This window comes from Planktothrix pseudagardhii, from assembly GCF_904830925.1.
GTDB classification, from domain to species: Bacteria; Cyanobacteriota; Cyanobacteriia; order Cyanobacteriales; family Microcoleaceae; genus Planktothrix; species Planktothrix tepida.
In genome coordinates, this window is the sequence record NZ_LR882967.1 from 4,576,772 (window position 1) to 4,588,741 (window position 11,970).

Annotated in this window: 14 protein-coding genes; 6 read left to right on the forward strand and 8 right to left on the reverse strand. The window is 39.4% G+C overall.

Features of this window, described 5'->3' with window-relative positions:
* Nucleotides 1-33: 33 nt before the first annotated feature.
* The gene (locus NMK36_RS19600; RefSeq protein WP_072720087.1) at nucleotides 34-540 is read right to left on the reverse strand and encodes a hypothetical protein; all 507 of its coding nucleotides are present in this window, start codon (nucleotides 538-540) and stop codon (nucleotides 34-36) included.
* A 122-nt stretch (nucleotides 541-662) separates the two neighbouring features.
* Entirely contained in the window at nucleotides 663-1,073 is a 411-nt protein-coding gene (locus tag NMK36_RS19605; protein WP_072719858.1) for a hypothetical protein, read from the reverse strand.
* A 205-nt stretch (nucleotides 1,074-1,278) separates the two neighbouring features.
* Here NMK36_RS19605 and NMK36_RS19610 point away from each other — a divergent pair, with 205 nt between their 5' ends.
* On the forward strand, nucleotides 1,279-3,111 hold the full coding sequence (locus NMK36_RS19610) for a S8 family peptidase (RefSeq protein WP_254174460.1): 1,833 nt from the start codon (nucleotides 1,279-1,281) through the stop codon (nucleotides 3,109-3,111).
* On the forward strand, nucleotides 3,108-3,326 hold the full coding sequence (locus tag NMK36_RS19615) for a hypothetical protein (RefSeq protein ID WP_072719860.1): 219 nt from the start codon (nucleotides 3,108-3,110) through the stop codon (nucleotides 3,324-3,326). The genes NMK36_RS19610 and NMK36_RS19615 overlap by 4 nt, the downstream gene beginning before the upstream one ends.
* Before the next feature lie 88 nt (nucleotides 3,327-3,414).
* On the opposite strand, the gene NMK36_RS19620 is transcribed toward NMK36_RS19615, so the two are convergent.
* Entirely contained in the window at nucleotides 3,415-3,579 is a 165-nt protein-coding gene (locus tag NMK36_RS19620; protein ID WP_254174461.1) for a hypothetical protein, read from the reverse strand.
* Nucleotides 3,580-3,740: 161 nt separating this feature from the next.
* Here NMK36_RS19620 and NMK36_RS19625 point away from each other — a divergent pair, with 161 nt between their 5' ends.
* Nucleotides 3,741-4,853 carry an IS630 family transposase gene (locus NMK36_RS19625; protein WP_254172743.1) on the forward strand — a complete coding sequence of 371 codons (1,113 nt, stop codon included), beginning with the start codon at nucleotides 3,741-3,743 and terminating at the stop codon, nucleotides 4,851-4,853.
* On the opposite strand, the gene NMK36_RS19630 is transcribed toward NMK36_RS19625, so the two are convergent.
* The 3 genes from NMK36_RS19630 to NMK36_RS19640 form a co-directional block, all read right to left on the reverse strand.
* Nucleotides 4,850-5,143, reverse strand: coding sequence for a hypothetical protein (locus tag NMK36_RS19630; RefSeq protein WP_254174462.1), 294 nt, complete (start codon nucleotides 5,141-5,143; stop codon nucleotides 4,850-4,852). The genes NMK36_RS19625 and NMK36_RS19630 overlap by 4 nt on opposite strands.
* A 447-nt stretch (nucleotides 5,144-5,590) precedes the next feature.
* Nucleotides 5,591-6,712: an aldo/keto reductase gene (locus NMK36_RS19635; protein WP_254174463.1), complete on the reverse strand. Its 1,122-nt coding sequence runs from the start codon at nucleotides 6,710-6,712 to the stop codon at nucleotides 5,591-5,593.
* A 57-nt stretch (nucleotides 6,713-6,769) separates the two neighbouring features.
* Nucleotides 6,770-7,279, reverse strand: coding sequence for a bifunctional nuclease family protein (locus NMK36_RS19640; RefSeq protein ID WP_072719862.1), 510 nt, complete (start codon nucleotides 7,277-7,279; stop codon nucleotides 6,770-6,772).
* 162 nt (nucleotides 7,280-7,441) lie between these two features.
* On the opposite strand from NMK36_RS19640, the gene ribE reads away from it, so the two are divergent.
* Together ribE and asnS are read left to right on the forward strand one after the other, a co-directional pair.
* Complete coding sequence (gene ribE, locus NMK36_RS19645) at nucleotides 7,442-8,164, forward strand: riboflavin synthase (RefSeq protein WP_072719863.1); 723 nt, start codon at nucleotides 7,442-7,444, stop codon at nucleotides 8,162-8,164.
* 63 nt (nucleotides 8,165-8,227) lie between these two features.
* Nucleotides 8,228-9,619 (forward strand): asparagine--tRNA ligase, encoded by a 1,392-nt coding sequence (asnS, locus tag NMK36_RS19650; RefSeq protein ID WP_254174464.1) that lies wholly within the window; start codon nucleotides 8,228-8,230, stop codon nucleotides 9,617-9,619.
* 125 nt (nucleotides 9,620-9,744) lie between these two features.
* Here the strand turns inward: asnS and NMK36_RS19655 are convergent, their stop codons facing one another.
* Together NMK36_RS19655 and NMK36_RS19660 are read right to left on the reverse strand one after the other, a co-directional pair.
* The gene (locus NMK36_RS19655; RefSeq protein WP_254174465.1) at nucleotides 9,745-10,431 is read right to left on the reverse strand and encodes a class I SAM-dependent methyltransferase; all 687 of its coding nucleotides are present in this window, start codon (nucleotides 10,429-10,431) and stop codon (nucleotides 9,745-9,747) included.
* A gap of 130 nt (nucleotides 10,432-10,561) precedes the next feature.
* Nucleotides 10,562-10,855, reverse strand: coding sequence for an HU family DNA-binding protein (locus NMK36_RS19660; RefSeq protein ID WP_072719866.1), 294 nt, complete (start codon nucleotides 10,853-10,855; stop codon nucleotides 10,562-10,564).
* 469 nt (nucleotides 10,856-11,324) lie between these two features.
* On the opposite strand from NMK36_RS19660, the gene NMK36_RS19665 reads away from it, so the two are divergent.
* On the forward strand, nucleotides 11,325-11,897 hold the full coding sequence (locus tag NMK36_RS19665) for a pentapeptide repeat-containing protein (protein ID WP_072719867.1): 573 nt from the start codon (nucleotides 11,325-11,327) through the stop codon (nucleotides 11,895-11,897).
* The last annotated feature ends 73 nt before the right edge of the window (nucleotides 11,898-11,970 follow it).

The following is an 11,970-nucleotide window of genomic DNA, read 5'->3' on the forward strand; positions in this document are numbered from 1 at the left end:
TGTAAAAAATCATCAAGATCGAATTTATCGATATTATTTTAGTCGGGATAATCCACTTAAATCAAATTTTTCAATCCATTCTTCTCGGTCACCAGCATCAAAGGAGGCTGAACGAGATTGAACTTTAACTTGATAGCGGTTAGAGACTAAAATAGCAGTGATATTTGTGCCTTGAGTCACCGCCGGAAAGCCATCAATGGTTTTGCTGCTGCTTTTAAATTTTGTAGCCGCGCTAGGACTATTAGCAATATCATTAATCGAAAGCATTGCCACATTTTGCCCATCTTTATTCAATTTGGCTTCAGCAAAACCCGTTTTTTCTTGAGCAAAAACCACTTTATACTCATCTTCACTTTTCGGGAAAAATTTATTAAAACTTCCCCCCGAAACGGGTTTCTGTGCAACAGCAGGTTGCGCGGGACTACTAACAGATTGATTCCCCTGTGGTGGCGCGGAAGTTGTTCCAGCACAAGCGGATACAAATAACGACATTGCCAAAGTTAAGGCAATTAAAACTTTAGGAAATCGTTTTAAATTCATAGGTTCAGTTAGACAGAAGGTAAAAAATAACCCATTATTTCCTCTATCTTGAGGAAAATAACCGCTATTCACCCTAGTATACGCTTTTTACACAGACCGAGAAGCCAGAAGTTCTATAAGGTTTATTGCATCAAGGATTGAAGATAGTTATACCACCGGACAGCCAGAGAAATTTCAGTAAAAGGAATTTGGACAATTTTAGCAGAATTTTTGAATCTAAATTCTAAGGCAATCGCTTTTCCTTTCTCCGGGGGAATATTGGGGTCAATAGCTTGATTATCCACGAATAATCCTAGAGACGCTACCTCGTTGAGGGAAAAGGTTTGTAAATTAATTGGCCCTTTGCGGGTGGGTTTTCCCCAGGTTAAGTCTGCTTCCTTTAACCCCAAGACTGCATAAATATCATATTTAGCTTTATCAAAATTGGTCGCCCAAGCTTGATAAGCTTCAAGTTTTTGGTATTCATTCCAACCCGACCACGCTAAACCCATAAACACCGCCAGTAGGGGAAGCCACAATAAACCGCGTTCCATTGCAATTTTTACTCCGTATAAATTTATTTTCTATGATCCTTTATTTTGAGAACAGTAGATAGAATAGAAACACGATTGTATAACAGGGAACAGCACCCAAGAAACCGGGTTTCTTCCCTTTGTCGGTTGTCCACAAGATTTAGTTTCACCAAACCCGGTTTCTGGAAAGTACCAACCTCTCATCAACCCCAAGCGTTGAAAAACGATGAAAAAATTTTTCCTCTTCTGCTTATTTTTAATTGGCTTAGGCTGGGCAATTTCTAACTTTTCCGGTCTAGCTAATCAAGGTAGTTATGACAGCATTGTCCTTGACTTTCGAGAATCTTTAGGAGAAGAACAAATTGCCAACCAAGTGCGGTCACTCGCTGAACAATATCAAATTGTTCCCTATCTCAATAGTGAATTTTCCAAGGAAGATCACGTTTATGTTGTTCGCGGGGATGAAAAACTACTGAAATCCTTGAGAAAATCCCTAGGAAAGCAAACGGAATTTATAGAACCCAACTACATTTATCGGGCTGATGAAATTCCAGGTAAAAGTGCCCAAGCCGCGATTATTTATCATACAGCCAATACCATTCCTAATGATCCATTATACGGTCAACAATGGAATTTTCGCAGTATTAATATTGAAGGGGCTTGGAATGAAACCCAAGGAGAAGGAATTACCGTTGCCGTTATTGATACCGGAGTCAGTCGGGTTCCTGATTTAGAACAAACCCAATTTGTGGAAGGCTATGATTTTGTAAACGATAAAATAGAAGCCTTTGATGATAACGGACATGGAACCCATGTAGCGGGAACCATTGCCCAATCTACTAATAATAATTATGGCGTAACTGGAATTGCTTACAAAGCCAAAATTATGCCCTTAAAAGTCTTAAGTGCAGGAGGAGGCGGAACCATTTCTGATATTGCAGAAGCGATTAAATTTGCGGCTGACCATGGCGCTGATGTCATTAATTTAAGCTTAGGTGGAAGTGGCGAAAGTGGGTTAATGCAAGAAGCCATTGATTATGCCTATGCTAAAAGAATTGTAATTGTTGGTGCTGCGGGAAATGCAGGGCAAAATTCCGCCGGATATCCAGCCCGTTATCCCAAAGTTTTGGGTGTTGCTGCTTTAGATGCGGCTGGAAATAAAACTCCCTATTCTAACTTTGGGGCTGGTGTTGATATTGCCGCCCCCGGAGGATTAATTGAAGGAGAAAATGAAGTCGGAGGAATCTTACAAAATACGATTGACCCGACCACAGGTGAAGCTGTATTTGCAGCTTTTCAAGGAACCAGTATGGCGGCGCCTCACGTCGCTGGGGTAGCGGCATTAATTAAAGCCAGTGGCGTTATCGAACCCGACCAAGTTGTTAATCTTCTCAAAGAATCTGCCCGTAAAGTTTCAGAAGACCCTTTAAATTATTTTGGGGCTGGTCATTTAGATGCAACTAATGCTGTACAAATGGCATTAAAAGGACAAATTACCTTCCGCGATTTCTTCCGGTGGTTACGCGATAATGGCTATCTGAATCCTCGGTTTTGGGTTGATGGTGGGGCTGTGGCATTATTGCCTAAATTAGCGATGGTTTTAGGTTCCTATTTATTAGCTTGGTTTCTGCGAAATTATTTCCCCTTCCAATGGGGTTGGTCATTAACCGGAGGATTAATTGCGGGAAGTAGTGGTTTATTTTTCCTGCGAGGTTTCTATATCTTTGATTTACCTCAATGGCCGATGCGAATTATGGGCAGTTCTGTACCGGAATTAGGCGGTGTAATTCAAGGAAGTGCTGTATTAAATCCCATTTTTGCCAGTGTACTGATTCCCGCCATTTTGATTGTATTATTGCTTGGGCATCCCCAATGGAAGTGGATTGCAATTGGACTGACGATTGGAACCGCGAGTTGTTTAGGAATTAATGCGATAGTGTCTCCTGCTGTTTGGGGATTAGGAACAGGCTGGGCTGCTCAACTGTTCCTGATTCTCAATGCTTTGTTATGTTTTGGTTTAGCTCGTTTAGCCATTAAAACTCAAGTGAAAACCGTATGACTATTACAGTAACAGGCACTATTGAACGCAAAGGATTTGGTTTTGGAACCTGGGCATTAGTCAGCGATAACAAAACCTATGAACTGCACAATCCTCCTTCAGATTTGCAAAAAGCAGGGTTAAAAGTTACTGTTCAAGGTCAGGTTCGAGATGATGTGATGACCTTAGCAATGATTGGCCCAGTTTTACAAATCGAATCCTTTGAAACCGCTTAATTTCTACTCTATTTTAAGCGTGAGGGTGGGTTTATCAAAGACATTTGTAAGTCACAAATTCTCTAACATAACCCGCCCCAAAACTTAATTATTTAAAATCTCGTCTGGTTAAACCGGTAGACCGAATTTGAACTTGACAACGTAAAGGAGAGGTTGTGAAATCACAATGATAATAGGCGAGTAAATCTCCTTGTAGATTACAAACTCGTAAATTATAACCATAACTTCGAGTTACATTAGCAAATCGATTCACAAATACATATTGTCCTAAATATCGTTCTGCATTCCAATTTTCTCGCTCTACAACTAATGTTACCGGGGAATCTAAATAAAGATTAGGTGAAAGTTGAATAAGCTGTTAAGCATCTAAATAGGGTATAATGAAAAACCAAGTTTAGAAAAATCAATCAAAAGATGCCTGCTAAAAATCATTTAAATGAAAAGCAAGTAGAGAAACTACAGAAAAGATTGAAAGAGGAAGAAAATGGACAAATCCGAGAAAGAATCTTGATTTTATTATTGCTAAATGATGGTAAAAAGCAAAGTGAAATTGCCAAGTTTTTGGGCTGCTCATTAAACAAAGTATGTTATTGGTGTGTACATGGAGACCCTGACAAATTAGAAAGCCTAAAAGATGAAAGAATGAAAGGAAATTATAGAAAAGCCACAGACAAATATATAGAGATATTATTAGAAACAGTAGAAAAAGAACCGGAAGAATTAGGATATGAATTTGGGAGATGGACAGGAGAAAGATTGGCAACTTATTTAGAACAAATCACAGGAATCAAATTAAGTAGTTCACAAGTGAGAAAGATATTAAAGGAAAAAAAGTATGTTTATTTGTGGGCAAAGTATAGCTTAGAAGAGAAAAGAGATCCAGAAAAAAGAAAATTATTTAAAGATAAAATAGAAGAATATTTGAAAATAGCAAAAGAAAGTCCAGAACAATTACAGGTATGGTTTTGGGATGAAAGTGGATTTAATTTAAGAGTGATAAAAAGAAAGAATTGGTGTAAAAAAGGGAAGAGGAAACAGATTAGAGGAGACAGGAGGAAAGGAAGAGTTAATGTGATGGGAGGATTGAGGTACTCGGATAAAAAAAGATTTGTAGAATTTCTGGATAAAGGAAATGCAGATAATTTTTATCAAGTGTTAAAAAGTTTTTATCAAGAGCTAATTTATGAATGGGTATTAGCGGGAAATCAAGCAGAAGAATTTGTAGAAAAAGGAGCTAAGATCCTGATTATTCTTGACAATGCAAGTTTTCACAAAAAAGAAGAGTACCTAGAAAAAATTAAAGCAGAAATGCCGAATGTCTATTTAGAATTTCTTCCAGCATATAGTCCAGATTATAATTTAATTGAATTAGTCTGGCATTCAGCTAAAGAATATATAGCTCATCGACTCTTTAAATCAGTTGATGAGCTAGAGTGTTTATTACATCAGCTTTTAAATGAAGGACAGTTATCTATTAAATGGGGACGTAAACTTAAAAACAAAGGTAATGCTATAATCACAGTTTAAATACACAACAGCTTAACGCTATTTTCAATATACCAAGTTTGCAGAACTTTACCTCCATAAAGTTGTTGTGCTAACCAAAGACTGGGAATACTCGGTTCAGTTTGAGATAGAGGAGGAAAGGGTAAAACCGCATCTTCTGAAAAACAGGGTTTAGGCGGTTTATTCAGGTCAGGGGATACAGAATCTTCTTCGGGTACGGGTAATATTTGCGATCGCACGGGAACAATTAAACTATTAAAAATCAAGATAAAAGCAATAAAAATTTTAGCCTGTTTATTAATTGAATTCATAAATTAAAATAAAATAATATAATATATATAGCAAGTCTAAATGGATTGTACAATCCTAATCATAAATATTATTAATCCTAAAAAATGGATACAAATCCCAGGGTTGAGGCGCGCCTCAACCCTACGATAAGTTGAATTTTAAGACATTTCCACAACTGATTTAGACTTGCTATAATAGCAGGATTCAAGAAGGACTCAGCAGTTAAACGTTAATTATTTCCCCTCCCTCTCCCCTTATCCCCTTATCCCCTTATCCCCTTATCCCCTTATCCCCTTATCCCCTTATCCCCTTATCCCCTTATCCCCTTATCCCCCTGTCCCCTTATCCCCTTATCCCCTTATCCCCTTATCCCCTTATCCCCTTATCCCCTTATCCCCTTATCCCCCTGTCCCCTTGTCCCCTTGTCCCCTTGTCCCCTTGTCCCCTTGTCCCCTTGTCCCCTCTCCCTATTCCCACAATCTTCTCCCTTCCGTCCCCTTCAGACGTTCATGGGTATCTCTTAATAAAGTGGGAATGTCTAATTGTTCAGGACAACGAGGTAAACAGTCGCCACAGTCATTACAACGATTAGCTTTACGACCGGGAAACCAATGACCTGCATTTTCAAACATTCGATAACGATATTTACCAAAATCGGTCATATCATAAGCAACCGCTAAATTTCTTAACCGTAACACTTCAGGTATATTAATCTGTTCAGGACAAGGTAAACATTGATAACATTGACTGCATAAATCGGTTCCTAATTTTCCTATTTTTTGAGTTTCTAATTGTTGAAAAATAGCGATTTCTTCTAAAGTTAATTGACCGTATTGATCAGCAACTTTTAAAGGTTCATCTAATTCATCGGGAGTAGCAGCACCTAAACTTAAGGTGGTAATGTGGGAATCACTTAATAAAAATCGATAGGTTAAGGTTAAGGGAGAAATGGGATCACAAAGGGTTTTTAAGGTTTCCGAAGGCGTATAAAGTTGTCCGCCTTTATCCCCAGGAGAAATAATAAAAATCCCCATATCTTTTTCAAAGGCTAACTCAATGGCGGGAGCATTTCGTTGAAAAAAATAATAATAATGGAGATTGACAAATTGAAATAAATCTGTATTGATGGCTGCTAAAATCACCTCAAGGGGAGCGTGAGTGGAAAACCCTAAATAATGAACTCGACCATCTGAGATCGCTTTTTCAACTCCCGATAATCCTTGCAGGGTTTGTTCGAGGTGTTCGGTGGTATTAATCCCATGAATAGCCAGACAGTCGAGGTAATCTAAATTCAAACGTTTTAGAGATTGATCAATCTGCTGTTCTAATTGATCTGGGTTGGGTGTTGGGGAGATTTTAGTCGTAATATAAAGTTGCGATCGCTCAATGGATAAACCCGCTAATATAGCTTCCCCTAAAAAAGATTCACTTTGACCATAACCTTGAGCCGTTTCAATATGATTAATCCCCAGAGAAATAGCCCGTTGTATTGTTAAATAGGCATTTTCTGGGGATGCTAAATACCGCATTGTACCCAAGGAAAATACAGAAAGATCTAGGTTTGTTTTGCCAAACCGCCGATAACGCATTGTTAATTTTTGATTGTTGACTGTTGGCTGTCTCTTTCCCTACCCCCCATATCCCTGTTATTGCATTTCATCGGTTTTATTCAGTTCTGAACGTTTGATTAAATCCGAAGGACTCAAGTTAGATACAAAGTCTCGAAACGCTCGTCGTTCAGCTTCATCGGCGTCCCTATCTACCGGAATGGAAGCATCTGCAATCACTTCTTCCATCACCCAAATGGGGCTATCGGTGCGTAAAGCAATAGAAATCGCATCACTGGGACGAGCATCAATTTCCTTTCTAATTTCCCCTTGACGAACAATTAATACTGCATAAAACGTGCTATCTTGCAAGGAGTGAATGACAATCTTCTCCAGAGTCATATCCCAAGTTTCGAGAAGATTCACAAAGAGATCATGGGTTAAGGGGCGGGGTGGTTTGTGATTTTCTAAAGCACCGAGGATGGACTTTGCTTGATCTTGACCTACATAAATTGGTAAAGCACGTCTTTCAACCGCATCCCGCAGTAAAATAATAGGGCTGCGTGTAGCGGCGTCGAGTGCAATTCCAGCGACTTTCATTTCAATCATTGGTTTAGCCTTAGCCTCTCTATCAAATACTCTCGACAAACTCAGTGGTTAAGCTTTTTGACACACCAGACCACCTCCATTCCAGTATGCCTTGATTTTTGTCAGAATCGACATAGGATTTTGTGGTCTGTTAACCGTTAACCGTCAACCGTCAACCATCAAATGTTTACAGGACTTATTCAAGCTCTCGGAACCCTTCAACCACTAGGACAGGATCAGTTCCAGATTAGTTGCGTTTTAGGGGATGTAGACTTAATTTTAAAGGATTTAGCCATCGGGGATAGTGTAGCAGTGGATGGGGTTTGTCTAACGGTGGTGGACATTCGGAATAAAGGGTTTATTGCAACAGCGTCTCCTGAAACGTTAAATCGGACAAAACTAGGACAGAGTTTAGAAGGTTATTTTAACTTAGAAACGTCCCTGCGGGCTGGAAGTAAGTTAGGGGGACACTTTGTTACAGGTCATGTCGATGGGGTCGGGTGTCTCCAGTCCGTTATTCCCACAGCAACCTCTTGGGAAATGCGGTTTTCTGCTCCTGGGAGTGCTTCAACCCTTTGGCAACGTCAAATTGCGCCTTATATTGTTGCAAAAGGAAGTATTGCCGTCAATGGCATTAGTTTAACGATTTCCGATTGTGATCTTGAGGGTCGTTGGTTTCAAGTGGCGGTTATTCCCCATAGTTATCAAGAAACGAATTTACGCTATTTACACCCCGGAAGTTGGGTAAATATTGAAGCGGATATTTTAGGAAAATATGTGGGAAAATTTCTGCAAAGTTACCTCAAAGGAAATTTGAGTTCTGTTGAAAGTTATAATAATATTCCAGCGATTTCCACCTTAGAGGAGATTACCCCAGAGTTTTTAGCAGAACATGGGTTTAGTTAAGGATTGACTGATAACTGATAACTGATGACTGATAACTGATAACTGAAAAAAGGATAAAATACGATGACAGTAAATAGAATTATTCAACTGTTGAGGACGGGTCAACCCAACGAAACGGTCACAGTTCAAGGTTGGGTCAGAACCAAACGGGAACTCAAAGAATTTACCTTTGTGGAAATTAATGATGGTTCCGCTTTGGCCAATTTGCAAGTGGTATTAAATCCTGATTTATCCGACTATGAAACGATTTTAAAACAACTGAATACGGGTACATCAGTTCAAATTTCTGGGGTATTAGTAGAGTCTCCGGCGAAGGGGCAACGAATTGAATTAAAAGCCTCTGACGTTAAAATTTATGGGGATGCTGATGCAGAAACCTATCCGTTACAAAAAAAACGTCATTCCTTTGAATTTTTACGCACCATCGGACATTTACGAGCGCGAACGAATACATTAGGGGCGGTTTTTCGCGTTAGAAATGCTTGTGCTGCTGCGGTGCATGAATTCTTCCAAGAACGGGGTTTTTTATGGGTTCATACTCCCATTATTACCTCCAGTGATTGTGAAGGGGCGGGGGAAATGTTTAGTGTGACTAATTTTAAATTAAAGGATATTCCCTTAACAGAATCTCAACAGGTTGATTATAGTCAAGATTTCTTTGGAAAGCCTGCTTATTTAACCGTTAGTGGGCAATTAGAAGCAGAAATTATGGCGATGGCGTTTGGGAATGTTTATACTTTTGGCCCCACATTTCGAGCAGAAAATTCTAATACGTCTCGCCATTTAGCTGAATTTTGGATGATTGAACCGGAAATGGCGTTCTGTGATTTAGAAGGAGATATGGATTTAGCAGAAGCCTTTCTCAAACATATCTTTAAATCCGTGTTAGAACAATGTCCTGAAGATATGGAATTTTTTAACGAACGCATTGATAAATCGGTGTTAGAAACGGCTCATAATATTATTAATAATGAGTTTGGACGGATTACTTATACCGAAGCGATCGCTATTTTAGAAAAAGCCGATAAAAAATTTGAGTATCCCGTCAGTTGGGGCTTGGATTTACAATCGGAACATGAACGTTATTTAGCAGAAGAATACTTTAAAAAGCCTGTAATTGTTACGGACTATCCGAAAGATATTAAAGCCTTTTATATGCGCTTAAATGAGGATGGAAAAACCGTTAGAGCGATGGATGTTTTAGCTCCTAAAATTGGCGAAATTGTCGGAGGTTCCCAACGGGAAGAACGGTTGGATTTATTGGAAAACCGCATGAAAACGTTAGGGATAAACCCGGAGGAATTATGGTGGTATTTGGAATTACGAAAATATGGAACTGTCCCCCATGCGGGATTCGGATTAGGATTTGATCGCGTGGTACAATTTATGACTGGGATGGGTAATATTCGAGATGTAATACCCTTCCCCAGAGCGCCTCAAACCATTGAATTTTAATCCGTAGGGGCGGGGTTTTCCCGCCCTATCAGGGTTCTAATTACGAATTACGAATTACGAATTACGAATTATCAATTATCAATTATCAATTATGAATATGGTGCGTGCGCTTAGGCTTACGCACCCTACGGGGATTTTTTTATTTTTAACATTTGATTTCCGTTTTTTTGGAATTCATAATTAACGGTTTTAATCGTAGTTAGATAGCCTTTTGTTTCTAATTCTTGAATTATCGGTTGCAGGAAAGGAGAGGGTTCTCCTGATACTTTTAATAACGGGAAAATTCTGACTTGTTGAGCGACTCGACATAACTCTAAAATAGCGTTTAGATGAAAATCTTCTGAAAAATGATCCGAATAAGTAAATAGAAAATGACTACATAATGCTAAATCAAATTGCTGAGAATTAAAAGGAAGTTGGGGTAATTCTGCGGTGAGATAACGTCCTTGTGGCTTTCCTATGGGAAAATCGGCTAAAAATTGTTTCATCGCCGCCATTCTAATTTCTGCCAATTGTTCAGGAGAAGAAATATAATCCCAAATATAATCCTGAGAACTGGCTTTTACTCCGTCTATAACCGTTCTATAGGTATCTTGAATGCGTTGGGAAATATCAGCCGCCGAAAATTGATAAAGAGGGTCACAAGAAATAATAGAATAACCCTGTTTTGTCATTTCAACATTAAAACTAGCTGGGCCAGACGCAGAATCTAAAATCGAGAGTTTCAAATCAACAGACGTTAAATCAAACATCCTCATATATTCGTTAAAATTGCGACCCCAAGGAATAACAGTATTAAGTTGAAGTCCCATTGCAACAATAATCCCACGCTAATAGGGTGAGTATAGCGTGGGAAAAGTCATGAAAAATTGCTATAGCCAAAAAACGTTAAACCAACAGGAGCATATTGTCTCTTGGGATGAGGGAAATTAGGTTGAGCGTTTAAGCCACTTCATCAGAAAGACCTGAAACCATCTCTTTGAAGGCTTTACCCGCCGAGAACACAGGAACCGTTGTCGCCGGAATGGTCATCGGTTCGCCAGTGCTGGGGTTACGACCTTCACGAGCTTTGCGTTCTCTGGCTTCAAATGACCCAAAACCCACCAAGGTCACTTTTTCCCCATCGGCCACGGCTTCCATAATAGAATCACAAATGGCTGAAATGATTAAATCAGCTTGCTTTTTAGTGACACCCGCTTTAATAGCGGTTGCTTGAACGAGTTGTTCTTTATTCATCTGATGTGAACCTCCTGAATTATGTGAGCAAGTCTGCAAATATTAAGGCTGATGGCAGTTCTAGCACAACCTCATCAGCAGTTGGCAAGTCTAAACCTGCTAATAGCCCTCAACCCGCAGTGAAATTCTGTGTCTCGGTTCTCCATTGGCTTTGCCAGTCGATTATGGGGAGTGAATCAATTCCTTTAAGACTTATCCCCACCAATGAATTCAGGGGCTTGCATCCTCTGGAATTTGCTGACTCCGACAAAACACTAATTTACCGCCTTTTCAGAGATTAACATTGATTTGAGGGAGTTGTAACGCGGTTGGATGAAATTCTTCAGATGGTTGGCCATTAGCTGTTGGCTCTTGACTGTTGACTGTTGACTGTTGATCGTTAAAATTCTTAATTCTTAATTCTGATTTGCCAATTTTGGCTTTTGGGTTTGTGACAATGGGGAAGATCCTAGACTTGGGAAGATGGAATATGACGGCGGAAGAACTTTTGATGGCTTATGCAGTTGGAAAGCGGGATTTTCGAGATACAGACTTGTTTCGGGCAGATTTTAATAATGCTGACCTGAGTGGGTCGAGTTTATTTCGATGTAACCTGTTTCGGGCTAATTTATTTCGCGCTAATTTGATTGGGGTGAGTTTGTACAACGCCAATCTCATTGGTGCTAACCTCTATTGTGCCAATTTAAGTGGTGCTAATCTCAGTGGGGCCAACTTGACACGGGCTGATTTAACGGGCGCGGACTTGAGTGGAGCGGACTTAAGTGGGGCGGACTTGAGTGGGGCGACTTTATCCTTGGCTAATTTGAGTTATGCTGATCTCAGTCGAGCAACTTTATTAAAAGCGGATTTAGTGGAAGCCAATTTAAGTCATAGCACTCTCAAAGGGGTTAATTTAAAAGAAGCTAACCTGACGGATGCTATTGTTGAAAATGCTAATTTTTCAGATGCGATTAATATGGCTTTGGATTTAGTCAGTTCACTGAAACAGCAAGGGGCAATTTTATGGGAATCTTCACAGGATCTCAAAAATATTAACCATTAACGATTTAATTTTATAACAAAGGGGAAAAAACTATTTTTCGGTTTTTCCCTTTTTCATCAGGCTAAACTATTAT

Excerpts from the sequence above, each read along its gene's own strand:
- asnS (WP_254174464.1), top strand. The coding sequence starts at position 8,228 with ATGACAGTAAATAGAATTATTCAACTGTTGAGGACGGGTCAACCCAAC.
- NMK36_RS19610 (WP_254174460.1), top strand. The coding sequence starts at position 1,279 with ATGAAAAAATTTTTCCTCTTCTGCTTATTTTTAATTGGCTTAGGCTGG.
- ribE (WP_072719863.1), top strand. The coding sequence starts at position 7,442 with ATGTTTACAGGACTTATTCAAGCTCTCGGAACCCTTCAACCACTAGGA.
- NMK36_RS19615 (WP_072719860.1), top strand. The coding sequence starts at position 3,108 with ATGACTATTACAGTAACAGGCACTATTGAACGCAAAGGATTTGGTTTT.
- NMK36_RS19635 (WP_254174463.1), bottom strand. The coding sequence starts at position 6,712 with ATGCGTTATCGGCGGTTTGGCAAAACAAACCTAGATCTTTCTGTATTT.
- NMK36_RS19660 (WP_072719866.1), bottom strand. The coding sequence starts at position 10,855 with ATGAATAAAGAACAACTCGTTCAAGCAACCGCTATTAAAGCGGGTGTC.
- NMK36_RS19665 (WP_072719867.1), top strand. The coding sequence starts at position 11,325 with ATGACGGCGGAAGAACTTTTGATGGCTTATGCAGTTGGAAAGCGGGAT.
- NMK36_RS19625 (WP_254172743.1), top strand. The coding sequence starts at position 3,741 with ATGCCTGCTAAAAATCATTTAAATGAAAAGCAAGTAGAGAAACTACAG.
- NMK36_RS19640 (WP_072719862.1), bottom strand. The coding sequence starts at position 7,279 with ATGATTGAAATGAAAGTCGCTGGAATTGCACTCGACGCCGCTACACGC.
- NMK36_RS19655 (WP_254174465.1), bottom strand. The coding sequence starts at position 10,431 with ATGGGACTTCAACTTAATACTGTTATTCCTTGGGGTCGCAATTTTAAC.
- NMK36_RS19605 (WP_072719858.1), bottom strand. The coding sequence starts at position 1,073 with ATGGAACGCGGTTTATTGTGGCTTCCCCTACTGGCGGTGTTTATGGGT.
- NMK36_RS19600 (WP_072720087.1), bottom strand. The coding sequence starts at position 540 with ATGAATTTAAAACGATTTCCTAAAGTTTTAATTGCCTTAACTTTGGCA.
- NMK36_RS19630 (WP_254174462.1), bottom strand. The coding sequence starts at position 5,143 with ATGAATTCAATTAATAAACAGGCTAAAATTTTTATTGCTTTTATCTTG.